The following is a 23,359-nucleotide window of genomic DNA, read 5'->3' as shown; positions in this document are numbered from 1 at the left end:
GGTTGGGCTACGCTTCACCAGCCCAACACTCGGCGCTTCAATAACGTACGTGGTGTTTCAACCGCACAGTGTTGGGCTGGTAAACCGTAGCCCAACCTACAAACCCGGACCAACCTACGCGCCACGCAATATAAAGAACAGACTAAAACAGGAGATAACCACCATGTCAAACCAATCCAAAATCGCCTTCATCGGCCTCGGCAACATGGGCGCGCCCATGGCCCTTAACCTGCTCAAGGCAGGCTACCCGCTCACCGTCTTCGACCTCTCCCCTGTCGCTCTCAAAACACTGAGCGACGCAGGCGCACTGCCCGCAGGCAACGCAAGGCAAGCCATAGAAGGCGCAGACATCGTCATCAGCATGCTGCCCGCCAGCCGCCATGTAGAAAGCCTCTACCTCGGTGATGACGGCATACTCGCCCACATCGCCAATGGCGCACTAATCATAGACTGCAGCACCATCGCCCCGCAATCTGCCAAGAAAGTCGCACAAGCAGCCGCCGCACGTGGGCTGGCAATGGTGGATGCTCCAGTCTCAGGCGGCACAGCAGGCGCAGCAGCAGGTACACTGACCTTCATCGTCGGCGGCAGCACAGACGACCTCGAACGCGCCCGTCCTGTGCTGAATACCATGGGCAAGAACATCTTCCACGCCGGTGAACACGGTGCCGGACAAACCGCCAAAATCTGCAACAACATGCTGCTGGGCATACTCATGGCAGGCACGGCAGAAGCGCTGGCGCTAGGCGTGGCGAACGGGCTAGATCCAAAAGTCCTGTCCGACATCATGAGCAAAAGCTCAGGCCGCAACTGGGCGCTTGAACTGTATAACCCCTACCCCGGCGTCATGGAAACCGCCCCCGCATCACGCGGCTACACCGGCGGCTTTGGCGTAGACCTGATGCTCAAGGACCTGGGCCTGGCGACCGAGGCGGCACTAGGTACCAATTCCAGCATTCCGCTGGGCGAAGCAGTGCGCAACCTGTATGGTATCCACAGCAAAGCCGGTGCTGGCGGCAAGGATTTTTCCAGCATACTTGAACTGTTGAAGAGCAAGGAATAAAAAAGTGATGGGGACAGGTCCCGTCAGCATTTGAATGCTTGAATATTCAAGCGAATATTCAAGCGAAACCTGTCCCCTGATTTATACATTCTCATTCCAGTTGCAACACCTTGAAATTATTCCGCCCCGCCTTCTTGGCCAGGTACAAGGCTTCATCCGCTTTCTTCAGCATCTCGCCAGCGTTGGAGTTATGGTCTGACGAAATCGCCACACCTATGCTGGTCGTCACCATCAGCGGTTTGCCTTCTATATCAAAAGGGGTGGTCATGGCTTGCACGATTTTGCTAGCCACCATATCAGCTTCATTGTGCATATTCAGGCCTTCCAGCACGATGACGAATTCGTCACCGGCAAGACGGCCTGCAAGGTCGGTCTGGCGTATGCAATGTTTGAGGCGAGTGGCAAATTCCTGCAAGACCAGGTCACCGGCATGGTGGCCCAAGCTGTCGTTGATGCTCTTGAATTTGTCTACATCCAGGAACATGACAGACATCAAACGTCCCGTGCGCAATGAGCGGGCGCTGGCTTGTTCCATTCTTTCATTGATCTGATTACGGTTGGGCAAGCCAGTCAGGGTGTCAAACCTGGCCAGGGCCAGCAGTTGCCTTTCCACTGCCTTGGCGTCACTAATATCATTGACCAAGGTGTTCACCCCTACCACTTTGCCACTGCCGTCATATTGCGGGACATAGGTGGCATGATAATGGCCAGTCTTGCCAGCCACGGTGATCTCGGTTTCAAACTCTGTCTTTTCACCTGCCATCGCCAGTTTGTAATGAACGTGATGTTCCTGCTGCATGGCACCGGACAATAGCGATAACACAGGCTGACAGCGTATCTCTGACAAGGGCAGATCGAACCAGGCTTCATAAGGGCGGTTCACAAACTGATAGCGATTTTCGCTATCGATAAGACTGACAAAGGCCGGGATATTGTCGGCGATGGTGCGCAGCAAACCTTCGCTGGCTGCCAGTCTTAACTCTGCTTCCTTGCGTGCCGTGATATCGATGACCATGGAATAATAGCCCATGGTTGCACCTTCGGCATTGATATCGGGCACGTACTCGTACTGTAAAAATCGCTTGATATCGCGCTCAGGTGCGTAGCGCTCAAAGGATACTTTTTCACCGTGCAAGGCCCGCTCCATGTTGCCTTTCAATTCCAGGTAGGATTGTTCGCCAAATACCTCGGCAACAGTTTTCCCTAAAAGATGGGCAGGTTCAAGGCCGGGTATCAAACCATAATTGCGGTTACAGAACTGGTAGCGTTCATTGGCATCGACATAGGCTATCATCGCGGGCACATTGTCAGTAATAGTGCGCACGCGTTTTTCACTGCGCATCAAATCATCTTGCACACGCTTGAATTCGGTGACATCTTCCACCAGTACAAAGAACCCATCGACCTGGCCGGATTTATTAAAGTCCGGCACATAAGTCACCCTGTCCCATTCCCAGTAACCATAGCGCTCTGCGCGTCGTTCGAAGCAAGTCCATTCACCATTCAATACCTGGGCCACATAAGGTTTGGTGTGGCGATAAAACTCAGGGGTGGAAATTTGCTTGATGGTTTTACCTATGGCCTGCTGCGCTGTCAGACCAAACAAGTGTTCTATGCGTTTATTGACGAAGGTGTATTTTTCCTGGTAATCGACATAAGCGATAAAGGCTGACATATTGTCAGCAATAAGGCGCAATTTCTTTTCACTGGCGCTCAGGGCAGCCTCAGCATCCCTGCGTTTTATCATGGCATCATCAAACGCCTTGGCCAGGTCACCAATCTCGTCTTTGGGGTAGGTTTTATTGGCTTGCGTCACCAGCATATTGACGTCTGCATTATTGACCTTGTCACGCAATTTTTGCAGCGGTGCGAGTTGCCAGTACATGAACCACCAGACCAGTAACAGCAAAGTCAGGAGCAGGGCCAGACCGAGCATCGCGGCTTCCCTTCTGACTTTCGTGACAACGCTAAAAGCTTCGCTGGTGGGATACACACCGGCAATCAACCAGTCAACCGACTTCAGGCGGCGGTAACACAGTATGGCTTCGTCTTTACTATCGTCATTGGTGGTCAGGTTACCTTCCAGTGCAGCAAAGGCACTGACAGGTATCTGATTTTTATCTGGCAATTCACGGCTGTTTTTTAATATGCGTCTGTGATCAGGATGCGTGACAAATACACCTTCGGTGGTCAGGACATAGAAATAACCCTGGTCACCGATTTTGGCAGTCGCCAGATCAGCCAGGAAGCTGTCTTGTGTCAGTTCTATGGTACCCATCAACACCAACAACATGCGGCCACCGGGGTCGAAGACCGGCACGCAAATCACCACCAGTGGGCGTCCGGATATACCGCTTTTTAAAGGGGAAGAAATAGTGATTCTTTTTTTCTCCAGCGCTCTTTGAAAATAATCGCGGCTGCTGACATTGAGCTGCCCCCGTGTTTCAGGATTATCCAGATTTGCCAGCAAGTCACCCCGCAAATCAAATACAGCGAGGTTATCAAATAAGCCATCAAGACTATGATAGCGTTCCAGAAAGCTCTGGATTTTTTCATGGGCAATATCGTCAGAGCCCAAATCGCTGGCCAGGCGTATCAGGGCATTTTTTCTGAGTTCGACTTTCTGGTCAATTTCATTGCCAACATTGGCAATCAGGCTGGACTGCCTGGCAACGATGAGTTTTTCCAGTGCGCTTTCAAAAACTGATGAAGCCAGCACATACAACAAAACCAAGGATGAGACAAAGAAAATCGCCACCGCCAGCGTCAGGCGGGTTTTCAGGGTGATATTACGAAAACGAAATAGTCGGGAGGGCGACATATCTTTCGAAATAGTGAATGAATCCCAAAGACAATATTAGCATTCGCGTCATTGATGACAATCATAATTTCGATAAAGCGTGGTATTCCAGGCCCGTGCAAGACGCATTCCGGGCACTTTTTACCAAATTCTACAATTCAGGAATAAGCCCCCAGAGTATCGTCAGTGCGGCAAGCCAACTGGTCAGTGGAGCCGGGTGTACTTGATGCATCTGTTACACAGTTGACGAGAGCTGCGGGCGCATCAGACGGGTGCCTTGCTTCTTCCTGTACATGCGATCTGGCGGCTGGTTCATAGTCAAAATTGTGACTGATGTCCTGACTGAAGTACAGCCAGGGAAAAGCCGCATTGCTGTTATAGCTGTCATAGCTGCTGTTATCATATTCAGTGCTGCTATTGTCAGCAGGCCCACCCACCTGTCTTGCAGCAATCTGACGTGCCCGTTCTGCAAGTTGGCGGATATAGGCTTGTACCTCCGCCGGAACAGCCTGCCCACTGGCCTGGTATTTCTCCAGCATCTTGATGGCTGCCTGGGTTTCATAGCGCAGCTTTTCCAGCTGGTGCTTCTCTTCATTGGCGCTGGCAATCTGTTCATCCACATTGCGTAGCTCTGCACCCTTTTGCGTATCCAGGAAAAAAGCCAGGCGTATTTTCAAGGTCGTCAGCGCAGTCGCTGCGCCGGGGCGGGCAAACAGGCCGAGTATCTTGCGGTTCTCGCTGAACGTGGCACGTACCATGTCATCCACAAAACCGGGGCAAGCAAGCACCAGGGCATCCAGGGTAGTGCCTGAAAAATCTGGCAACAAGCGCGCTACCTGGCTTTCCAGCAATTGCCGTCTGCTTGTTTGCAACTGTTCCAGCGCAATGGTTTGTCGTGCGATCTCGGTCTGCATGGCATGCAGGGAATTCTGCAAGCCTTGCAAGGCCAGTTGCATGTCTGGCAGTGCCGGGTCTATGGTGATGGAATTGCTGATATTCGCGTCAGGCATGGGCTACCTCTTCATGGGCTTCGCCGTCTTCACGGCGGGATTGGAAATAATCGACAAAATACTGGCGCAAACCGGGTTTGCGCATATCCGCATGCCACTCCAGTGGCTGACCTGCACGCACACTCAAATCAGTCCACGGGTTAAAGCCGAGGTCGGTGATTTCATGCATGCGCAAAAAATAGCGCCTGTGCCGGACTTCGCCATGCCACAGGTGGCGTATCTCGCCACGTACCACCCCCAGCCCACCTTGCGCCTGTTCATGAAACCGCTGGCCCCAGGCTTGCAGATGAGCGATCTGGGCATGGTCATGCTTCAGGGCATTTTGTATGCAAAAATTATAGTCGCCATAAATCGCATGTGCCATGAAATGATCTGCACTACCCGATATCGCAGCCTCGTATAACCCAACGCTGTCAAACAGGCTGCGCCGCATGGCCCAGCCGTAACCAGTATGCCCGTGCGTATCATAACGCCCGGCATGCAAGGTCGCTGGCTGTGCCCGCATGACAGCAGCGAAAGAGTCAACGCGATCAGGCTGTGTACCTGCAAGCCCCGCACTGCCATCCCGCTCCAGGCGAAGACAACTTTCCCATACCTGCGCCACCGGGTATTGCTGCAATACTGTCACCAGCTCTTTTGCCCAGTGCTTGTTCTCAAACACAATGTCGCAATCCAGCCAGGCCACATAGCGGCAACTGGCAGGCAGCCACGAAGCCGCCAGGTTCAGCAGCCTTTCCTTTTGCCACAACAGGGTGGCGGAACGCAGTTGCAAGACATCCACAGCCGCCGGCAATTCAAATTCAGCATCGCCAAAGGCACACTCCACCGTAATACAGGTCACGCCAGCCGCCCGCATGCCCTGCATGAAGACATCATAATTACGCCTGCGCGAGGCATAGCGGCAAGGGTTGAAGTAAGTGGTGAGGATGACGAGTTCAGACATGGGTGGCAAACCAGGATGCATACATCGCAGGATCATAGCAAGTATTTGTCTTTTATTCACCAGCAAAAACTAGTGCTACACTCATCCTCTTGATCACAGACTATGCCGTCGCTGTCCATCAACTGCAATCAACTGCAATTCAATTGCAAGCGCACAGCACATCACGGCAAATGCTTACATGAACAAAATTCCTGTATTTTATAACCCTGCCATGGTCGTTGAGATAGACCTGGAATCACCATCGCCCAAAAAACCCAGGGAAGTAGTCACTGAATGGCAACAAAGCTACCCAATTGCAGTCATCGATTTTGCTCCTTTGACTGAAGAGGATTTTTGCCTGGCGCATAAGGCAGAGCATGTACAAGGCATCATCAGCCTGCAGATCGCCAATGGCATGGAAACCCGACATCAGGAAGTTGTAGATTCCCTGTACTGGACAACAGCGTCTTTTTATCACGCAGCTGAGCATGCTTTGCAATACGGTGTGGCTGTCTCGCCGACCTCTGGCTTTCATCATGCTGGCCATGATTTTTCATGGGGATTCTGTACGTTCAATGGGCTACTGATTACTGCCGTCAAGCTGCTGAACAAGCATGACATACAGCGCATAGGCATCCTCGATTTTGATTACCATCAGGGTGATGGTTCGGAAGATATCATCGCCAAACTTGCACTAGGCGACCGCATCTCACACCGCACTGGGAAGATACATTACACGCGCGAAAAGCAGGCATTTTTCCAGGAGTTGCCCGTACTACTGGACTCATTGAAAGATGTCGACATCCTGCTTTATCAGGCAGGTGCTGACCAGCATGAGAATGATCCGCTCGGTGGCTTCCTGAATAATGCAGAAATGCGTGAACGCGATCTGCAAGTATTTCGTTTCGCCAAAGACCACGGCATTCCTGTCGTCTGGAATCTGGCAGGTGGGTATCAGGAAGAGCGCACAAAGCAAGGGCGCTGCATACAAAAAGTGCTGGATATCCATAATGCCACGATGGAAGCTTGCATGGCAGTCTACCTGCATGAATCTTCCTGAACCCGTTCCAACAGCGCATTGCATTCATTGCTACAATTAATTCCTGTCAATTGAAATTGCGGTCACCCATGCGCATACAAATCCTGTCCGATTTACACCTTGAAGTCTGGGGTGATACTGCACCACAGAGTGATCCAGCCATCAGCCAGCCTGATGTGGTTGTGCTGGCTGGCGATATCCATACCGGCAGCAAGGCTGTCACCTGGGCCGCACAACAGTTTGCTGGCATACCGGTGCTGTATGTACATGGCAATCATGAAGCCTATGGCAAAAACCTGGAAGACATGCAGGCCGATGTTGCCCGCGCCTGCGAGGTCACTGACAATGTCCACTTCCTCAATGCCCGTGAATACCAGCTAGGGGGCATACGCTTTCTGGGCGCAACCCTGTGGACGGATTTTTGCCTGTTCGGCGAAGAGCAGCGCGACTTCGCCATGACAGAAGCAGCAGGCCTGATGCCGGACTATCAGCGCATCACCCTGGCAGAACAAGGCTACCGCAAACTCGTCGCTGATGATACGGCACTCATTCACGCCAGGCAAAAATCCTGGCTCAACAAGCGATTGGATACTCACTTCCAGGGTCGCACGGTGGTTGTCAGCCACATGGCACCATCGATACAGTCGGTATCACCGCGTTATGCCGATGACCTGCTATCCGCCGCCTTTGCTTCTGAACTTGACGCACTGGCGCAAAAAGCTGATCTGTGGATACACGGTCACACGCATGACAGCTTTGATTACCAGCTAGGCAAGTGCCGCGTCATCTGTAACCCTTGCGGTTATCCTTTGCATAATGGCAGGATCGAGAATGAGAAATTTGATCCGGATTTGGTTGTCACACTTTGAACGCAAATGAGCGAAAGAATCAAGCATGAAAACAGACTGGCACAGCCTTGAAATATCACGCACTACCGTCGTCGACAAAGACTACAAAAACACCCAAAACGTCAGGCGCTTTTTAAGCGCAGAATGCGGTACCGAATGTAAGCTCGACCGTGACTTCATGGCCTGGATCACCAATGGCGATCACAAAACCATGGGCGATGTGGCCGATGAATGGCAAAGGCGGCATGCGGATACAGCAAAGCAGGCTTAAAGTCTTTGCTGGCCTGTATTTCACCCATCAATGAGCACTATACAGACCGGCAAATCATATCTTTAAGATGACGACAAACTCAACCCAGCCACAGTTTGAATTCTATGCCGTTTTGTATCGTGCCTATGACCTGTGCCTGGTTCTCGGCACTTTCACAGAAACTGGCGAGCGCACCGGCTGCTGTGATCTGGCCTTTGCTTAACTGGTTATTCCAGTAATCAAAACCAGCCTGGTCAGGGGTGCGGTGCAAGACGTTCTGATAAAAGTTGGTGATCAGCGTTGTCGTCGATGGATTGGCACCATATAGCTTTTGAAACTCAGCAGACTGGAAGAAGCCTGCCGCCACCGTCGTCAGGCTGGAACCCTTGTCCATGTCCTTGATCCAGTAACCCAGTCCTTCCAGATCAGGCTTGCGGCCAAATGCTGCCTGGTACAGGCGATATGCCTGTCCTGCCGTGCCACTGACGTCCAGTGCGATGCTTTTGTCAGAAAACTGCAGGCGTTCGACGTTAAACAGACTATCGATGTCACCATTGGATTTGACGCGCAACTGGAAAGCCGCGCCAACAGGGGTAATCGTAAAATTGCTGGCATTTCCAGCCATGATGGCCGTGTCCATGCCCGTGCCGCCATCGATATTATGGTTGCCAGTGCCAACATTGATGGCATCATTGCCGCTGCCCGCGTTCACATGCAAACGGCCACCGCCGCCATTGATGGTGATCAGGTCAGCACCTGCGCCTGATGCGATCAGGTAATCTGAATACATAGTGGCAGGTAAATCGACGCTGATGACATCTGCCCCGCCAAACAGGGATTCATCAGCCAGCAGTTTTTCATCGATCTGCTGGTTGGCAGAAATGGCAGCAGAAACACCATTGATACGTGCATAGCTGCCGTCGCGGTACTCTGTGACTGATGACGTCATGGTACCTGCAACAACAGACTTGCTCAACCCCTGCGCAACCTGGCTGGTATTGCTGGATAGCGTGAAATTGCCATCGACAGCAGTTGAGCTAATGAATTTGTCTGCACTTGATGAGATGCGGCTGATCGTGCCATTGTTATTGCCGTTGACATCTCCTTTGATGGAACCCAGCACCTGGATAGAGACATTGCCATAGTCAGCATCATAAGAAGAGCTGCCCGGAGACGCCAAGGTAGAGACGGAGAGATTACTTGCCAGTACTCCAGTACTGGTGATGGTCAGTACGCCGCTGGCACTGACAGAGTAATCAAAATAAAACTGCCCGCTCTCAATGATATTCATCAAACCAGATTTATACATCTGCGAACTTGATGCAATAGCCGTACCCTGCAAGGCATCTGGATTGGCGCGGACCACGCCATTGAATGTCGAAGTCGCCCCATCAGGAAAACCAAATTGCACCCTGCTGCCAGTGTAATCAAAAGAGGAATAAACCGTATGATCCCTGGACCAGATGGCACCCAGTTTAGCGAAGCCGTCAAACACGCTGCCCAATGTGCCATTCGTGGGAGGCGATTTTATAAGCAACTGAGAAATAGTGGTGACAACATTTTGAGAGAGCTTGATGGTGATATTTGCCATGTAAATACATTCGATAAGAGGAGTGAGAAGCTGTGATGCGCAATGCCAGTGGCACTGTTGCCAGATCAGTTGCAAAATCAGTTGCAAGACCAGTTGTCATGTGCATCAGTATTATTGCCGCCGAATGCTACAGGCTTATTTTTAGTCTGGCAATTTAAACAGCTGCCCCAACATCCCTGCACAAATGCTTCGTTTGTATCGCTAAACCTGACACTTCGTGAAGCCAACAGCAGTTCAATAGCTGTTTTCTGTCGGCAACATGGATGAATCTGCAGAACAGCAATAATTTATAAAAATAAATTGCTAATTCGATAATGTTGATTTATATTCTATTATTGCAATTTCGATCACTTACCGAACTGCAAAATCAAAGACCACCACCTATGACAAAATAAAATCAGGAGTACGCATGAAGCAGACCCGCATTCTCTCCGTCATCATGATCTTGTTTGCCCTGTCAGCCTGCGATGGTGGCTGGTCAGGAACACGTTACCAACTGCTGACAACGCCAGATGGCAAGGTCTACCGGCTCGATGCCAAGAGTGGCAGTGTGCATTATGTGACGACCGAAAAAATGCTGGCCCTGAATGATGAATTACCCACCTTGCATGTGGGTGAGTATTATCAGATGGCAGACGCCAAGGGCAACGTCAAGTATCTCAAGTATGTAGGCAACGCCCAGTTCGAAAAAAGCCCGGCGTCCAGTCAGGTGAAGTGATCACCTGCAAAGGACGCCGCAGTTAACTCATACATCAGTTCATCACCGGCGGCCATTGATGAGCTTCTGCCTGACAATGCTGGCACCAGGCATACAACGCGTCATACATCACCATGCCGTGGCTGAGCATGACGTGATCATCTGCAAAAGTTTTCGACAGCCCAAGCGACAAGGCATACAAACCTGCCGATTGCGCCGTCAAATCCAGCTTGCCTGTGTCCGCCCCACGGATAATGGTCGCCAGGGTTTGCAAGGCAGGCTCAGCCAAGGCATATTTCTTCAGGAAGGCGTCAAAGCTGCACAAGTCGCCGACATGACTTAACTCCACGCCCGGAATGTCATACGGTATGGCACCGGTTTCTCTGGCGATGCGCAAGACATCGTCATTCGGCACATATAAGAATTCTGCCTCATTGTCGATGAAATTCACGATCAGCCAGGGGCAGGCAATACGGTCTATCTTGGGTCGTTCACGGGTGATCCATTGCATGATTGTTCTCCCATAAATTGCTTACGCAGGATTTACGCAGCCCGTCTGGCCAGCATGCCGCCTGCCTGCTTGTATGCTTCGAGCCCACCTTCCAGATATCGTGCAGCGATACCCGCTTCGTTCAATGCGCTGGCGCAGTTGATACCAACTTCATGTCCCTTGATGCAATACACGACGACATTTTGCTGCTGTGTCAGTGCCGGTGCCCAGCTAGTCACTTTTTCAGGATCCAGCCAGACTGCACCGACGACTTGCAGGGTATCGGCTTCAAAGGCCGGACGTTTGCGTACATCGATGACCGCTGGCGGATTGGCGCTGCTTAACTCACGCATGAATTCGGCTACGCTGACGGTTTGCTTTGTTTGTTCCGTTTGTTCCATTTGTTCCATTTTTGACTCCTCTAAGGATGAAGCAAGGGGTAAATGACCAGCCCCAAAACCGCTGCGGCCGCAACGATGACAGGTTCCTGCAGTTTCTTGAACTTCCACAACAAGATAATGCTGACCAGGGCAATTACCGCCGTCGGCACATCCAGTATCGAACGCCTGGCAATGACCAGTACCGAACCAGCAATTGCACCTATCGCTGCTGCTGTAATGCCATCGACAAAAGCAATCACACCGGGCAATTTTCCATATTTCTTAAAGTAAGGTGCGGGGATGACGGTAAACAAATAGCAGGGCAAAAACGTCGCCAGCGCAGCCACCGTTGCGCCCGGCAAGCCTGCTACCAAGTAGCCGATAAAACCCACCGTGATGACCACTGGCCCAGGTGTGATCATAGCAACCGCGACTGCATCGACAAACTGCTTGTCTGTCAGCCAGTGATGTTCAGTCACCACACCGCCATACAGGAAAGGCACGATCGCCAGGCCAGAGCCAAATACAAAGGCACCGGCCTTGGCAAAGAAGATGGCAATCTGCGTCAACAACGATGCGTCCTGCGTTGTCAGCATGCTGCCTATGATGGGCAACTGCAGCAGGGTCAGACTGCTAAGTCTGCCGCCACCCAGCCATGCTGGTGGTGCACGTAACAACCAGACCAGCACGCCAGCGCCGATAAACAGCCAGGCGATTTCTGTCTCGGTGATAAAAGTCAGCGCTGCCAGCAAAAGATAGATCGCCCACAGCAACTTGTCCTTGCCTATGCTTTTTTGCGTGAGCTTTTTGGTGCTCATGACGATGATGCCAACCACCGCCGCACCGACACCATAAAACACTGCCTGCATCCAGGCCAGACCGCCGTAGCCGACATAAGCCCAGCCGAGTAAGACCACGATCAGGAAAGAAGGCAAGACAAAGGCGATTCCAGCCAGCGTCGCGCCCCAGATGCGGTAATGTACATAACCCATATAGATGCCAAGCTGCGCCGCCAGCGGGCCGGGCGCCAGTTGCGCCAGCGCCAGTCCTTCCTTGTAATCTGCTGGCGAAATCCAGCCACGTTGCTCAACCAGGTCGCGCTGCATATAGCCCACCAGCGCCACCGGGCCACCAAATCCCAGCGCACCCAGGCGCAGCATGTAGAGCACCATTTGCCACAGCGTATAACCGGGGGCAACATCTGGTACAGTTTGATTTGAATCAGGCAGGCTCTGGCTCATCGCTGATATCCTTTAAGTTGACACTGGCTGCACGACAGAAAAATGCTGGTACAGCGCATCCAGCACTACGCTCATCTTGTCCAGCAAGTCATCGTCATCACGGGCATTTTGTCTGGCACCTGTGAGCATGGCTTCAAAGCCACTGGCCTCGGGCACAAAGCCATTGCCCACATCCAGCACATGCACCATGGCACCCAGGCGTTGCAAGCCACGATCAGCTTCCAGATCAAAGCTGGCCAGCAAGACCTCAAAACTGACACGCTCGCCAACATGGGTAAACGCAGCGCCGTCAAAGTCAAAACCCAGCGCATCTGGCGGACAATCAGTGACTGACTCCAGCCAGGCAAAGCGCGCCTGCTTGTCGATGAAACGGCGTATCAGCCAGGCGCAGGCCACCCTGTCCACCCACAGGTGCTGGCGGGTAGCCCAGGTACGGCCCTGATAATCATCGATTGCCAGGGCCTTGATTGCCGCCTGCACTGCCTGTGGCTCACCTACCGACAGCAGGCTTTCCGCCGCGTTCATGAAATCCATCCAGGCCGCTGCCAGCGTATTGCTGCCATCACCTGGAAAGTAATCTATGCTGTTGAAAGTCTCATATTCGCGGCGCATCTTGCGCAAGAGCTTGGTAATTTCTTGCGGCTTTAAATTGCTCAAACCGAGGCGTGCATCCGCCAGGCTTTGCAGCCAGGCAGCATATTCGCCACTGCGGTCAAACAAGGCCTGAAAGGCCAGGTTTTCATCCGCAGTCTGTGCCCAGACATGCAATAACCAGGCACTGCCACCTTCACGCAAGGTTTCTTCCGACAAATCCTGTAGCGCTTGCTGTTGCAGGTCACCAAAGGGCAAGAGATAAGCGCCGTCGCGCAGTGAGCCACAACCCAGGGCCTTGAGGTTGCGCCAGATACGCATGCGCCCTGTCGCGCTATTCGTGGGCAAGCTCAGCACCAACAATAGCCAGCGGGCAGCAGGATCGGTAGTGATAGTTTGTGTTTTCATGAAACACATTCTATACAAGAATATTAGTTATTACAAATTTTGTAGAGATAATTACTTATCTTATAAAAATACAAATAAAACCTGGGCAGCCTGCATACCGGATAGTCAGGCAAGATTTGTGGCCCTGCTCATGATCGTGACGGGTGTATCGTCCAGCTTGGCATTCTCTATGACTTGCCAGCCAAGGCGCGCATACAGCGACTCATTGCGCGGTGTGAACAAATACAATTGATCGTAGCCCATAGCTCCCGCCTCTTCCACAGCGCGCAGCGACAGTGCCGAAGCGATGCCCTTACCCCGGAATTCTGCCGGCACAAACACGGCAGACAGCCAAGGTGTCAAATGCTTGTGCGTGAGGGTGGTGGCGAAGATGCTGGCAACACCAACGATCTGATCGTCTGAAGACAAGGCAAGCAAAGTCACAGGCAATGCCCCTTTTTGTAATGACTGCTGCAAGCGAGCTACTCTTTGTTCTATCGTGACAGACGGTGTCAGATATCCAAATTCTGCTTGCTGCCACATGGCTATCACAGGAATCAGCGCGGCATGGTCAGCCAGGTATGCTATGCGCATATCCAATTTTGATGTTTTATTCAATTCGCTTACCCATATAGATATTAAAAATTCGTTCAAGACCTGGTACGTACCCAGGCAGCAACGGACAGCGGCGGCATGGTCACAGTGCGGTGATCCCGCCCTTGCAGTTCTGCAGCGATCAGGGCATCAACGTCATACCGGTCAGCATCACTGCGCCCCAGTTTCCTGGCCATAGGGATGACGGACCTGACTGCTTCCAAGGGAAGTTCAATCGAGCTGGCACCAAACTGGAGCGGTGCTGCAGTTTCAGCATGCACCGTGCCATAAAGCGCCAGCATGCTTGGCAACCTTACCCCCATGTGGGGATTGATGCCTGCATCCAGCATGACATCGGCGATGAATTCAATGGCGCTATTCGTCTCGGCAGCAACGGGGGGCCAAATACTGCTGCGCACGCCGCGGTAAAAGTCCATTTCCAGGAAAGCCAATGATCCGCCAGGTTTTACCCACAGTACCATGCGCGCCAGCGCACTTTCAGGGTCAGCGATATACAGCAGGAAGTAGCGGCCAGCGATGGCATCAAATACCTGTTTCGGTACAAAGTCGTTCAGGTCAGACAAGACAAAGTCGAAATTACAAAAACCTGCATCAGAAATCTTTGCTTTCGCCGCCTCAATCTGTGCAGGGTCGCTATCCATCGCTACAACCCTGCCAGTGGGTCCAACTGCAGCGGCCAGCAACAAAGTCATTTCACCACTGCCACAACCCAGTTCGAGAACTTGCGCACCATGTGCAATACCAGCCCCATTCAACATTCTTTCGCTTAAAGGAATCAGCGCTTGCGCCTGCATTTTCAGACGGTGACGTTCTCTTTCACTACTGCTTAATGGGTAACTTTCGGGGTAACTTTCCGGGTAACTTTTAGGGCAATTTTCTGGATGATTTTCTGGATGAATTTCTGGATGAATTTTCATGAATGAATCCGAATAAGGGCATGAGCATACATGCGATGATTTGCGCTCTCACGCAAATGACAGCGCAGGATAGCGCTGGGAAAAATTGAGTCGCCAGTGTAGGGCTGGCCTTACTCCATGCATAGTGTGCTTATTACGGTATCCAGTACCCAGGATTACGGTAAGCCTTACCGTAATCCATGTGCTCATTCAGGCGGCAACAGGCCCTTTTGCACTGCGTGATGAACTGCTTCGGCACGTGTCTTGCAACCCATCGCCTTCAATGCACCTGCCACATGCATTTCTACGGTGCGCGGGCTGAGCGACAATGCGCGTGCGATTTCCTTATCAGCTTTTCCATTGGCGACATGACGCAGTACTTCACATTGCCGTATCGTCAAAGTGCCAGCCTCAATGCGTAAATTCTTCCCCTGATCAGCATCAAGAAATGTCAACACTGTGTCCCGCACAAAAGGCCACGCAGGTTCACCTTCCAGCAGCATATTATTATTCGATGTAACTGGCAAAAACCGCGCTGCCGGTATGAGTGCGGCCAGCCTCTGCCCTTCTGATAGCGGATACAGTATGTCATGCAACGCATGCAAAACCAGAGTCGGCACACGTATCAATAGTGCCCGTTCACTTAAATCCAGCTTATAAAATTCCCTGACGCTTTGCGCGGCAATCGCACCTGTCATGCGTTCATTGAGAATGGCATCAATTGTCGCCAATTGTTCTGGCGTTGCATCGGGAAGAAACTGGACCGTAAAAACCTGGCGAAAAGTAGCTGCAAATTCACTGCGCCCATCCAGGCCGGACTCATACACCTGCAAGGCAGACAATGCATCTTCACGCTGTGCCATACTCAATTCGCGCTGCAAGCGCCCGCGCACTGAGCCGCCATAGATCACCAGATGCGTCAGTCGCTCAGAATGGCGGGCGGCATATTCAATCGCCGCATACGAGCCTGTGCACACCGTCATCATGGCAAACTGCTCAAGCCCGGCGGCATCCACCACGGCTTCAATATCTGCCACCCAATCATCCAAAGTCATGCTACCGGGTTGACGTTCAGAAAGCCCGCATCCACGCATATCAAACTTGATGACGGTAAAAAATTTTGACAGCGTGTCCATCCAGTGCTTGCTGGCCGGGCCGGGAGAAATCAAATCATTGTCGGTATAGTGTAGTGTCAGCCACAGCAATGATGGGCCGGTTCCTGTCACAGAAAAAGCAATTATCGTACCGTCCCGGCTATGACAAAAACGAATTTGAGATTTGCTATTCAACAAAAATATCCACCTTCTTTATTACGCAATACCAGGCTGGCATCGGCATCTCAACTTAAAGCGTGGCCAGAGCCTGCTCCTCATCAAGTGCAGCGCAATTTATCATATTTTTTATTTGAACTCATTTCGTCAAGTAAAGCGGAACAGAATGGCACCCGTTTTTTTGAGTCATCCTCAACGATAGCTTGTCTGCTTGCCGGGAGCTATCGCTACGTCTATCATGTTGCAGCAATAGCCAAGGGGTGGTAACAGCATCTGCAAAAGGCGACATAAGATAACTATGAAATTGAAAAAAAACGTGAACAAACAACGCCAGCTTATCGTTTTCGATCTCGATGAAACATTAGTCCATGCAAGCATGGCAGAGTTAGGCCACCCTGCCGCATTTGCATTTCCACCCTACTTTGTTTATCAGCGCCCCTTTGCGGCAGAAATGCTGGAACAACTGGCAGCAAATTATGACCTGGCAGTGTGGTCGTCTTCATCCAGGGAATATGTGGATGCAGTGGTCGCGCAAGTCTTTGGTGATCGCTACCCCATCAAGTTTGCCTGGTCGATCGAACGTTGTGTGCAAAGGGTGGACATCAAAAGCAATAGCTATGTCTACATCAAGGATCTGAGAAAAATTCAGGGTCAAGGATATACGCTAGACCAAATTAGCATCGTGGATGATTCACCAGAAAAAATCGCCAGGCAGCCAAGAAACCATGTGGTGATTACTCCCTATCTTGGCGACCAGAATGATAAGGCCCTGCTGGATATCGTCGAGACATTCAAATTGAGGAGCGGAACCACGGAATCAATTACGCACTTTCCAGTTCACGGGGCAGGAGAGCCCGACTCCTGATAGCGCTCAAATATTCTTTTTAATTCTCCGTTCTTCTCCAGCAAAACCAGCGCCGCGCCTATTTTTTTGACAAGCTCAGGATGCATGGTTTTTGCCATGCCCATGTAGAATTTTTCTGTCAGTTGCGGTTTGCTCAATAGCCTGATTTTATCTTCCAGGCCTGCCTGCTGTATCGCCAGACCTATGCCGGGTGAACGATGGCAGTAGAAACGCCCACGCCCTGCCAGCAGTTTTTTCAGGTTGGAGATGGATGAGGTTGCGGTGTCGTCAACCTTCAGGCCGCCCATTTGCGTCAGGATATCGACAATGCCAAAACCACGCAGCGCCAGTATGATGCCGTCATTGCCCAGCTTGCGGATGTCGTCCCAGTCCTCAATCGTAATGGAGTCATCGGCCCGCACAGCAAGCAGGTAGTTGACAGAAAACAGCGGTGTTGCCGCAAACTGATATTGTGAGGTATTGCGGGCTATGCGCTGCACGCCGCAGATGACATCGATATTGCCAGCCTTGAGGCCAGCATCAATACGGGCACGAGGCTGCCAGATCTGATCGCCCACAAATTGCAGGCCTGGATCAGCCTTTTCCATGGCGCGCATGATATCCACGCACATGCCACCCACCGCCACTTTGCCTTGCGGATTGACGATGGCAATGTACTTGGGTTCAGATGCTTCCTGGGCGGCAGTATGTATCTCTGTGCCTGCGAATGCAGGCAGCATGAGTGTCATCAATATCGACACCACCACAGCTTGCGGCAACACCCGGAAATTGCGGAATTTCACGGGCCTGTTCATGGCCGGCTCATGGTCTATATGCCAGCCTCTTGTCGGTTTTTCTCATCTTGCCAGGCTGCGATGCATGGCTGCCAGGGCTAGCCTGAGTGAACTGTTGTTGCACTTTAAAAATACTGACCACATTCGACAAATTACCGGCCTGATCCTGCAGGCTTTTTGCAGCCGCTGCCGCTTCTTCCACCAGGGCTGCATTTTGCTGTGTGACGCCATCCATTTGTATGATGGCATTGTTGATCTGGTCTATACCGGCAGACTGTTCTTTGCTGGCATTATTGATTTCATTCATGATCGTCGTGACTTTTGCCACACTATCGACGATCTCAGACATGGTCGCACCTGCCTGGTCGACCAGGCGCGCACCCTCGCCCACTTTTTCTACCGAATCAGAAATCAGGGCCTTGATTTCCCGCGCTGCACTGGCTGATCTTTGCGCCAGGTTACGCACTTCTGAAGCCACGACAGCAAAACCCCTGCCCTGCTCACCTGCCCGCGCAGCTTCCACCGCAGCATTCAAGGCCAGGATATTGGTTTGAAACGCAATACCATCAATGACGGCAATGATATCGACGATTTTCTTTGATGAATCACTGATAGCGCCCATGGTGACCACCACTTGCGACACCACCGTCCCACCTTTGACGGCAGAATCCGATGCGGCATGCGCCAATTGATTGGCATCGCGGGCATTTTGTGAATTCTGCTTCATGGTACTGGTCAACTCTTCCATGGAAGAAGCGGTTTCTTCCAGCGAGCCTGCCTGGCTCTCGGTGCGGGCAGACAAATCCATGTTGCCAGTGGCAATATCAGTTGATGCGCCAACGATAGTGTCGGTGCTGTTACGCACTTCACTGACGATATTCACCAGTCCATTATTCATGTCCTTCAAAGCCTGCATGAGCTGCCCAGTTTCATCGCTGGATTTCACTTCAATATTTGTCGTCAAATCACCATCCGCCACGCTTCGTGCCAGGTTCAGGGCATGGTGCATGGGCCGGGTGATTCCTATGGTCAGGAACCAGGCGCAGGCGCTACCAAAAATAATAAACAAAATAATCAGCGCGCTGATCAGCATTAGGCTGTTCTTGGCAATGGCATCCACTTCCTGGCTCAGGTCATCAACATCCCTCTTCTGAAACTCCAGGAAATCAAGTTCACTCTTTTGATAAGCATCTGACACCGGCATGAATTTTTCAAACAGCTTAGCTGCCTCATCTGCCTGACCATCTTTTTTCAGTTTGGTGATCTGGTCACGCAAGGCAATATATTGCTTGCGCACGGCAATGATGTTATCGAGCAGTTTTTTCTCTTCAGGGAAGGCGATATGCTCTTCCATGTATTTTTGAATTTCGTTATTCCGCGCGGTAGATACCTTGGCGTCGTTAGTAAAATACTCTGCCAGCGACTCATCGCTGCTCTTTACTATTGCCAGCGTGCGTTTCAGCCCCGCCACGGTAATCCGGTACCATTCTTCGGTCATGCGCTCTTTTTTTAAGGGTTCCTGCATCATGGAACGGGTGCTGTCAGCAACCTCATTCAAGCGCCACAAACCTATCCCGGAAGAAATCGTCGCCAGCAGCATGACCAGGCCAAAGCCCATGGCGAGACGTATCCCTATATTCAAATTTTGAATTTTCATTGCCTGTCTCCTGGATATTTTTATGGTAAGGCACTGCAGAGCCAGAGTTTGCGCCTGTGCATTACATGGCACCCACTCCTGTCTTGCTTATTTCCCAAGAATGTCATGTCAGGAAAAGCAAGATTTCATTGTTTTACTTCTTTCAAGGATATTAGGCAATTGCTATTTTGCAAGTTAAGGATTGCAAAATACCATTAAAATGGTATAACCCAGCCAACTTACATAGGGGGAATAGATAGGTGCCAGCCAAATATTGGCATACAATTTTGACACTACTCTTCTTTAATCAACAACATCCATGCCACAAATACTCACTGTTCGAGCCGATATCACCAGGCTGCAAGTTGATGCCATCGTCAATGCCGCCAACTCTTCCCTGCTGGGCGGTGGTGGCGTAGATGGCGCAATACACAGAGCTGCAGGCCCAGACCTGGTTCATGAATGCAGGCTGCTGGGCGGCTGCAAGACTGGCCAGGCAAAAATCACAAAAGGCTATCGCCTGCCTGCCGCCCACATCATCCACACCGTAGGCCCGGTCTGGCGCGATGGCAAGCAAGGCGAGCCAGACTTGCTGGCATCCTGCTACCGCCACAGCCTGGAACTGGCTGCGGCAAAAAATTTACGCAGCATTGCTTTCCCCAGCATCAGTACAGGGATTTATGGCTATCCCATAGAACTGGCAGCGAGGGTCGCAATCAACACAGTCAGGGCATTTGGCTCAGAGTCGAGTTCTATCGAAGAAGTGATTTTTTGCTGTTTTTCAGATGCGGATCTGGCGGTGTATGAGGCAGTGTTGCATGCGTAAAATCCAGACTATAATCCGACCCTGAATCTCCCCCTTGACGAAAGGCTCCATCATGCGCCAGCTACTCATCTTCATCACCCTCGCCTGTGCCAGCAGCTTCTCCCATGCCATCGATTGCAACAAAGCCTTGAACACCATGGAAATCAATGAATGCGCTTCGATAGAGCAGCAAAAAGTTGAAGCGAAATTGAACCAGGTATACCAGCGCGTACTCAAAGGCATGGAAAAAGACTATGCGTCTGACGGCAATTTCGCTGATATGAAAAAGTCTTTCGTCAATGCCCAGCGTGCCTGGATCAAGTTCCGTGAAGCAGATTGTGATGCCGTCTATCAAAAGAATATCGGTGGCACCATACGCAATGTCATGCACATCAGTTGCATGCAGGCGCGTGCAAAAAGACGCATAGAAGAGCTGGAAGAATTTGAAAAGAATTAAGCCAGATCAGTCATGAGAAACATGGAAACACCCGCTGACATTGAACGACTGAGGAAGAAAAGACAGTGCAATGTACAGGAGCAAAACAGGCTCGTCGAATATGGCCTCAGAACCGAAGCAATTTACTGGCGCGAACATGCACTACCCAAGGCACTGCATGATGAAGGGCTTGCTCGCGGCATAGATTGGGATAACAGTATCATTCTTGATCTGGATATAGACTTTCCTGGCATGCCATCCTTGTTTGGCTTATTTCTGTCACAGAATGAAACGTTTATCCGCTTTGAAATCGATACCGATGAAAAGCATGAAAATGTCTTGGCCGTTGAAGAGTGGACAGACTGGACTAGCAAGCAAAATATGAACACCCATAATCGCGGCACGGGCATGGGCTGGGGTGCGCAAGCCATCCTGATACGCCGTGAACTATGTGCCAGACCAGCAGGCAAAGAGTCACTGTAAGGACGAAGATAGCGTTGCTCTCCTGCTTTACTACCCAGCTTTGCCATCCTCTGACCACACTTTCACTGCCTTGGCTGCCTGAACTGCCTTTGCTTAAAACTCATTCCACTCCTCATCATCCTTTTTGGGCGCATTCCCCTTGCCTGCAGCAGGGCTGGCTTTAGCTATCCTGGCCGCAGGTGCAATCCTCCCTGCAACCGGTTTTGCCCTGACAGCGATCTTGGGCGCACTGGGTGCCGACACTACGGCCTGCTTGCCATCGTCAAGCTTGAACATGCTGATGATCTGCGACAGATGTTCAGCCTGCTCCTGCAGGCTTTCAGCAGCAGCCGCCGCCTCTTCCACCAATGCCGCATTTTGCTGCGTCATTTCATCCATCTGGGTGACGGCGCGGTTGACTTCTTCTATGCCTGAGCTTTGCTCCTGGCTGGCGGCGGTGATTTCGCTCATGATGTCGGCCACCTGTTTGACCGAGGTGACAATCTCGCCCATGGTGTGTCCAGCTTCATCAACCAGGCGTGCGCCAGAATCGACTTTTACCACTGAATCATCGATGAGGGTCTTGATTTCTTTGGCGGCGGTGGCTGAGCGTTGTGCCAGGTTGCGCACCTCGGATGCCACTACGGCAAAGCCGCGCCCTTGTTCACCGGCGCGGGCCGCTTCTACTGCAGCATTCAAGGCCAGGATATTGGTCTGGAAGGCGATGCCATCGATGACGCTGATGATGTCGACGATCTTGCGCGAGCTGTCCTTGATCGACACCATGGTGGTCACCACTTGCGAGACCACCTCACCACCTTTGCCAGCAACATTGGCAGCAGAGGCTGCCAGTTGATTGGCCTGGCGCGCATTGTCGGCATTTTGCCTGACGGTGGAAGTCAGCTCTTCCATCGACGAAGCAGTTTCTTCAAGAGAGCTGGCCTGGCTTTCAGTGCGGGCAGACAAGTCGGCATTGCCCGCCGCAATCTCGCCAGATGCCAGCCTGACCGAACCACTGGTGGCGCGTATGTCTATCAACACCGCAGCGATCTTGTCGACAAAGCGGTTAAAAGCCCCGCTGATTTGCGCCAGTTCATCCCTGCCGTCGGCAGCCAGGCGGCGGGTCAGGTCACCTTCGCCGGTCGCAATATCGGCCATGGCATCGCGCACCAGTTCCAGCTTCTTGAGGGCTTGTGCTACCAGTGCTGTCAGTATCAGGGCGGCCAGTGCTACCACGATGATGGCAGTCACGGCTGATGCGGTCAGCATGGCCGTCAATGCCTGGGTCGCTTCGGCTTTATCAAGGACAGTAGCCAGCAGCCAGTCAGTACCGGCAATTTTGGTGACAAACAACATGCCCTCGCGCCCGTTGAGATGGATGGTGCTGCTGGTCTTGGAAGCTTCGGTGGTATTCAAAACCTGTGTCGTCAGACTGGCATCGAGTTCACTGAGCGGCTTCAGGGTCAGTTTTTCATTGGGGTGCGCAATAATCTTGCCACTGCCATCGAGCAAGAAAGCAAAGCTCGCAGGGGTAGGTTTGATCGACGCGACATTGCTGGTCACCACATCCAGCATGACATCAGCCGCCGCCACCGCTGTGACACTGCCCTTGCCGCCTATGGGGTCGGCAAAGGTGACCACCAGCTTGCCTGTGCTGGCACCGATGTAGGGTGCCGTGATAATTGGCCCGCCAACTTCGCTGGCCTTGATATACCAGGGGCGGACTGTCGGATCATAGTCAGCAGCGCGTTTGCGGTCTTGCGAAAACACCGCATGCTTGTCGGCAAAACCAATATAGGACATGTCAAACACGCCGGCTTGTTCAGCGGCTTTGAGTGCGCCCAGCGGTTCGGGCAATTCTGCCGCCAGCTTGAGCGAAGCAACCGCAGCCTGCTTGGATTTGACCCATTCGGTAATGGCTGTTGCATGGCTTTCAGACAGTTGCAATAACTGGCTATTGAGTGCGTCCATGGTACGCGAGCGCGTAGTAAAGAAATTTGCCACCACCATGGCCAGCATGGCGATCACGACGATGGATACACAAATGCTGATGAGCTTTCTGCGCAGCGACGAAAAAAACATACCGGTTCTCCAATACAAAAGTCGGACGGAATATTCTGTAGCAACAGCTCTTGCAGGATAGCACTGATTTTGTCACTTGATAATTTAGCAAACCAAATGACGTACTGAAGTCAGCTATGAAGTCATCTTGTCAGAAATCTTGTTGACATATTGAAAGCCAATGCCAAAAACAATACCCTGGAGATAATAATTTCGATTTCAGTTGCAAT

At 51.7% G+C, this 23,359-nt stretch carries 23 protein-coding genes; 9 read left to right on the top strand and 14 right to left on the bottom strand.

Annotation, left to right across the window (positions count from 1 at the left end):
• Positions 1-163: 163 nt before the first annotated feature.
• Positions 164-1,063, top strand: coding sequence for a 3-hydroxyisobutyrate dehydrogenase (mmsB, locus tag ACO0LD_RS25575; RefSeq protein ID WP_423011246.1), 900 nt, complete (start codon positions 164-166; stop codon positions 1,061-1,063).
• A 91-nt stretch (positions 1,064-1,154) separates the two neighbouring features.
• On the opposite strand, the gene ACO0LD_RS25570 is transcribed toward mmsB, so the two are convergent.
• From ACO0LD_RS25570 to ACO0LD_RS25560, 3 genes are all read right to left on the bottom strand, one after another.
• The gene (locus ACO0LD_RS25570; RefSeq protein ID WP_423011244.1) at positions 1,155-3,884 is read right to left on the bottom strand and encodes a diguanylate cyclase domain-containing protein; all 2,730 of its coding nucleotides are present in this window, start codon (positions 3,882-3,884) and stop codon (positions 1,155-1,157) included.
• A gap of 137 nt (positions 3,885-4,021) precedes the next feature.
• Positions 4,022-4,873 carry a hypothetical protein gene (locus tag ACO0LD_RS25565; RefSeq protein WP_423011242.1) on the bottom strand — a complete coding sequence of 284 codons (852 nt, stop codon included), beginning with the start codon at positions 4,871-4,873 and terminating at the stop codon, positions 4,022-4,024.
• Positions 4,866-5,816, bottom strand: a complete 951-nt coding sequence (locus tag ACO0LD_RS25560; RefSeq protein WP_423011240.1) for a hypothetical protein — start codon at positions 5,814-5,816, stop codon at positions 4,866-4,868. Before ACO0LD_RS25560 ends, ACO0LD_RS25565 begins: the two co-directional genes overlap by 8 nt.
• A gap of 178 nt (positions 5,817-5,994) precedes the next feature.
• Here ACO0LD_RS25560 and ACO0LD_RS25555 point away from each other — a divergent pair, with 178 nt between their 5' ends.
• The 3 genes from ACO0LD_RS25555 (at position 5,995) to ACO0LD_RS25545 (ending at position 7,953) form a co-directional block, all read left to right on the top strand.
• The gene (locus ACO0LD_RS25555) at positions 5,995-6,855 is read left to right on the top strand and encodes a hypothetical protein (protein WP_423011238.1); all 861 of its coding nucleotides are present in this window, start codon (positions 5,995-5,997) and stop codon (positions 6,853-6,855) included.
• 68 nt (positions 6,856-6,923) lie between these two features.
• Positions 6,924-7,703: a metallophosphoesterase gene (locus ACO0LD_RS25550; RefSeq protein ID WP_423011236.1), complete on the top strand. Its 780-nt coding sequence runs from the start codon at positions 6,924-6,926 to the stop codon at positions 7,701-7,703.
• 25 nt (positions 7,704-7,728) lie between these two features.
• Positions 7,729-7,953 carry a DUF6434 domain-containing protein gene (locus ACO0LD_RS25545; protein WP_423011234.1) on the top strand — a complete coding sequence of 75 codons (225 nt, stop codon included), beginning with the start codon at positions 7,729-7,731 and terminating at the stop codon, positions 7,951-7,953.
• A 79-nt stretch (positions 7,954-8,032) separates the two neighbouring features.
• Here ACO0LD_RS25545 and ACO0LD_RS25540 read toward each other — a convergent pair whose 3' ends face one another.
• Positions 8,033-9,523, bottom strand: coding sequence for a DUF4214 domain-containing protein (locus tag ACO0LD_RS25540; protein WP_423011232.1), 1,491 nt, complete (start codon positions 9,521-9,523; stop codon positions 8,033-8,035).
• A gap of 409 nt (positions 9,524-9,932) precedes the next feature.
• On the opposite strand from ACO0LD_RS25540, the gene ACO0LD_RS25535 reads away from it, so the two are divergent.
• Positions 9,933-10,241, top strand: a complete 309-nt coding sequence (locus ACO0LD_RS25535) for a hypothetical protein (protein WP_423011230.1) — start codon at positions 9,933-9,935, stop codon at positions 10,239-10,241.
• A 34-nt stretch (positions 10,242-10,275) separates the two neighbouring features.
• Here ACO0LD_RS25535 and ACO0LD_RS25530 read toward each other — a convergent pair whose 3' ends face one another.
• From ACO0LD_RS25530 to ACO0LD_RS25500, 7 genes are all read right to left on the bottom strand, one after another.
• On the bottom strand, positions 10,276-10,731 hold the full coding sequence (locus ACO0LD_RS25530) for a chromate resistance protein ChrB domain-containing protein (protein WP_423011228.1): 456 nt from the start codon (positions 10,729-10,731) through the stop codon (positions 10,276-10,278).
• Positions 10,732-10,763: 32 nt separating this feature from the next.
• Positions 10,764-11,120: a rhodanese-like domain-containing protein gene (locus ACO0LD_RS25525; protein ID WP_423011226.1), complete on the bottom strand. Its 357-nt coding sequence runs from the start codon at positions 11,118-11,120 to the stop codon at positions 10,764-10,766.
• Between the two features lie 11 nt (positions 11,121-11,131).
• The gene (locus tag ACO0LD_RS25520; RefSeq protein ID WP_423011224.1) at positions 11,132-12,331 is read right to left on the bottom strand and encodes a chromate transporter; all 1,200 of its coding nucleotides are present in this window, start codon (positions 12,329-12,331) and stop codon (positions 11,132-11,134) included.
• A 12-nt stretch (positions 12,332-12,343) separates the two neighbouring features.
• A complete protein-coding gene (locus ACO0LD_RS25515) occupies positions 12,344-13,330 on the bottom strand; it encodes a chromate resistance protein ChrB domain-containing protein (RefSeq protein WP_423011222.1) in 987 nt (328 codons plus the stop codon).
• Between the two features lie 105 nt (positions 13,331-13,435).
• On the bottom strand, positions 13,436-13,903 hold the full coding sequence (locus ACO0LD_RS25510) for a GNAT family N-acetyltransferase (protein ID WP_423011220.1): 468 nt from the start codon (positions 13,901-13,903) through the stop codon (positions 13,436-13,438).
• 56 nt (positions 13,904-13,959) lie between these two features.
• Positions 13,960-14,841 carry a class I SAM-dependent methyltransferase gene (locus ACO0LD_RS25505; protein WP_423011218.1) on the bottom strand — a complete coding sequence of 294 codons (882 nt, stop codon included), beginning with the start codon at positions 14,839-14,841 and terminating at the stop codon, positions 13,960-13,962.
• 185 nt (positions 14,842-15,026) lie between these two features.
• Complete coding sequence (locus ACO0LD_RS25500; protein WP_423011216.1) at positions 15,027-16,109, bottom strand: alpha/beta fold hydrolase; 1,083 nt, start codon at positions 16,107-16,109, stop codon at positions 15,027-15,029.
• 280 nt (positions 16,110-16,389) lie between these two features.
• On the opposite strand from ACO0LD_RS25500, the gene ACO0LD_RS25495 reads away from it, so the two are divergent.
• Complete coding sequence (locus tag ACO0LD_RS25495; protein WP_423011214.1) at positions 16,390-16,956, top strand: HAD family hydrolase; 567 nt, start codon at positions 16,390-16,392, stop codon at positions 16,954-16,956.
• On the opposite strand, the gene ACO0LD_RS25490 is transcribed toward ACO0LD_RS25495, so the two are convergent.
• Both ACO0LD_RS25490 and ACO0LD_RS25485 read right to left on the bottom strand, forming a co-directional pair.
• Positions 16,929-17,750: a substrate-binding periplasmic protein gene (locus tag ACO0LD_RS25490; RefSeq protein WP_423011212.1), complete on the bottom strand. Its 822-nt coding sequence runs from the start codon at positions 17,748-17,750 to the stop codon at positions 16,929-16,931. The two genes, ACO0LD_RS25495 and ACO0LD_RS25490, sit on opposite strands and share 28 nt — an antisense overlap.
• A gap of 7 nt (positions 17,751-17,757) precedes the next feature.
• Positions 17,758-19,386, bottom strand: coding sequence for a methyl-accepting chemotaxis protein (locus tag ACO0LD_RS25485; protein ID WP_423011210.1), 1,629 nt, complete (start codon positions 19,384-19,386; stop codon positions 17,758-17,760).
• A 298-nt stretch (positions 19,387-19,684) separates the two neighbouring features.
• On the opposite strand from ACO0LD_RS25485, the gene ACO0LD_RS25480 reads away from it, so the two are divergent.
• The 3 genes from ACO0LD_RS25480 to ACO0LD_RS25470 are packed head-to-tail and all read left to right on the top strand — an operon-like array spanning position 19,685 to position 21,089.
• On the top strand, positions 19,685-20,191 hold the full coding sequence (locus ACO0LD_RS25480; RefSeq protein ID WP_423011208.1) for an O-acetyl-ADP-ribose deacetylase: 507 nt from the start codon (positions 19,685-19,687) through the stop codon (positions 20,189-20,191).
• A gap of 52 nt (positions 20,192-20,243) precedes the next feature.
• Complete coding sequence (locus tag ACO0LD_RS25475; RefSeq protein ID WP_423011206.1) at positions 20,244-20,627, top strand: lysozyme inhibitor LprI family protein; 384 nt, start codon at positions 20,244-20,246, stop codon at positions 20,625-20,627.
• Between the two features lie 21 nt (positions 20,628-20,648).
• Entirely contained in the window at positions 20,649-21,089 is a 441-nt protein-coding gene (locus ACO0LD_RS25470; protein WP_423011204.1) for a hypothetical protein, read from the top strand.
• Positions 21,090-21,182: 93 nt separating this feature from the next.
• On the opposite strand, the gene ACO0LD_RS25465 is transcribed toward ACO0LD_RS25470, so the two are convergent.
• Positions 21,183-23,150 (bottom strand): methyl-accepting chemotaxis protein, encoded by a 1,968-nt coding sequence (locus ACO0LD_RS25465; RefSeq protein ID WP_423011202.1) that lies wholly within the window; start codon positions 23,148-23,150, stop codon positions 21,183-21,185.
• Positions 23,151-23,359: the final 209 nt, after the last annotated feature.

It is taken from the genome of Undibacterium sp. Ji83W, from assembly GCF_049340385.1.
Taxonomy (GTDB): domain Bacteria; phylum Pseudomonadota; class Gammaproteobacteria; order Burkholderiales; family Burkholderiaceae_D; genus Undibacterium.
This window is presented reverse-complemented; position numbering and strand designations above follow the sequence as displayed.

Coding starts and splice junctions, on each gene's coding strand:
- mmsB (WP_423011246.1), top strand. CDS start 164: ATGTCAAACCAATCCAAAATCGCCTTCATCGGCCTCGGCAACATGGGC.
- ACO0LD_RS25570 (WP_423011244.1), bottom strand. CDS start 3,884: ATGTCGCCCTCCCGACTATTTCGTTTTCGTAATATCACCCTGAAAACC.
- ACO0LD_RS25565 (WP_423011242.1), bottom strand. CDS start 4,873: ATGCCTGACGCGAATATCAGCAATTCCATCACCATAGACCCGGCACTG.
- ACO0LD_RS25560 (WP_423011240.1), bottom strand. CDS start 5,816: ATGTCTGAACTCGTCATCCTCACCACTTACTTCAACCCTTGCCGCTAT.
- ACO0LD_RS25555 (WP_423011238.1), top strand. CDS start 5,995: ATGAACAAAATTCCTGTATTTTATAACCCTGCCATGGTCGTTGAGATA.
- ACO0LD_RS25550 (WP_423011236.1), top strand. CDS start 6,924: ATGCGCATACAAATCCTGTCCGATTTACACCTTGAAGTCTGGGGTGAT.
- ACO0LD_RS25545 (WP_423011234.1), top strand. CDS start 7,729: ATGAAAACAGACTGGCACAGCCTTGAAATATCACGCACTACCGTCGTC.
- ACO0LD_RS25540 (WP_423011232.1), bottom strand. CDS start 9,523: ATGGCAAATATCACCATCAAGCTCTCTCAAAATGTTGTCACCACTATT.
- ACO0LD_RS25535 (WP_423011230.1), top strand. CDS start 9,933: ATGAAGCAGACCCGCATTCTCTCCGTCATCATGATCTTGTTTGCCCTG.
- ACO0LD_RS25530 (WP_423011228.1), bottom strand. CDS start 10,731: ATGCAATGGATCACCCGTGAACGACCCAAGATAGACCGTATTGCCTGC.
- ACO0LD_RS25525 (WP_423011226.1), bottom strand. CDS start 11,120: ATGGAACAAATGGAACAAACGGAACAAACAAAGCAAACCGTCAGCGTA.
- ACO0LD_RS25520 (WP_423011224.1), bottom strand. CDS start 12,331: ATGAGCCAGAGCCTGCCTGATTCAAATCAAACTGTACCAGATGTTGCC.
- ACO0LD_RS25515 (WP_423011222.1), bottom strand. CDS start 13,330: ATGAAAACACAAACTATCACTACCGATCCTGCTGCCCGCTGGCTATTG.
- ACO0LD_RS25510 (WP_423011220.1), bottom strand. CDS start 13,903: ATGCGCATAGCATACCTGGCTGACCATGCCGCGCTGATTCCTGTGATA.
- ACO0LD_RS25505 (WP_423011218.1), bottom strand. CDS start 14,841: ATGAAAATTCATCCAGAAATTCATCCAGAAAATCATCCAGAAAATTGC.
- ACO0LD_RS25495 (WP_423011214.1), top strand. CDS start 16,390: ATGAAATTGAAAAAAAACGTGAACAAACAACGCCAGCTTATCGTTTTC.
- ACO0LD_RS25490 (WP_423011212.1), bottom strand. CDS start 17,750: ATGAACAGGCCCGTGAAATTCCGCAATTTCCGGGTGTTGCCGCAAGCT.
- ACO0LD_RS25485 (WP_423011210.1), bottom strand. CDS start 19,386: ATGAAAATTCAAAATTTGAATATAGGGATACGTCTCGCCATGGGCTTT.
- ACO0LD_RS25480 (WP_423011208.1), top strand. CDS start 19,685: ATGCCACAAATACTCACTGTTCGAGCCGATATCACCAGGCTGCAAGTT.
- ACO0LD_RS25475 (WP_423011206.1), top strand. CDS start 20,244: ATGCGCCAGCTACTCATCTTCATCACCCTCGCCTGTGCCAGCAGCTTC.
- ACO0LD_RS25470 (WP_423011204.1), top strand. CDS start 20,649: ATGGAAACACCCGCTGACATTGAACGACTGAGGAAGAAAAGACAGTGC.
- ACO0LD_RS25465 (WP_423011202.1), bottom strand. CDS start 23,150: ATGTTTTTTTCGTCGCTGCGCAGAAAGCTCATCAGCATTTGTGTATCC.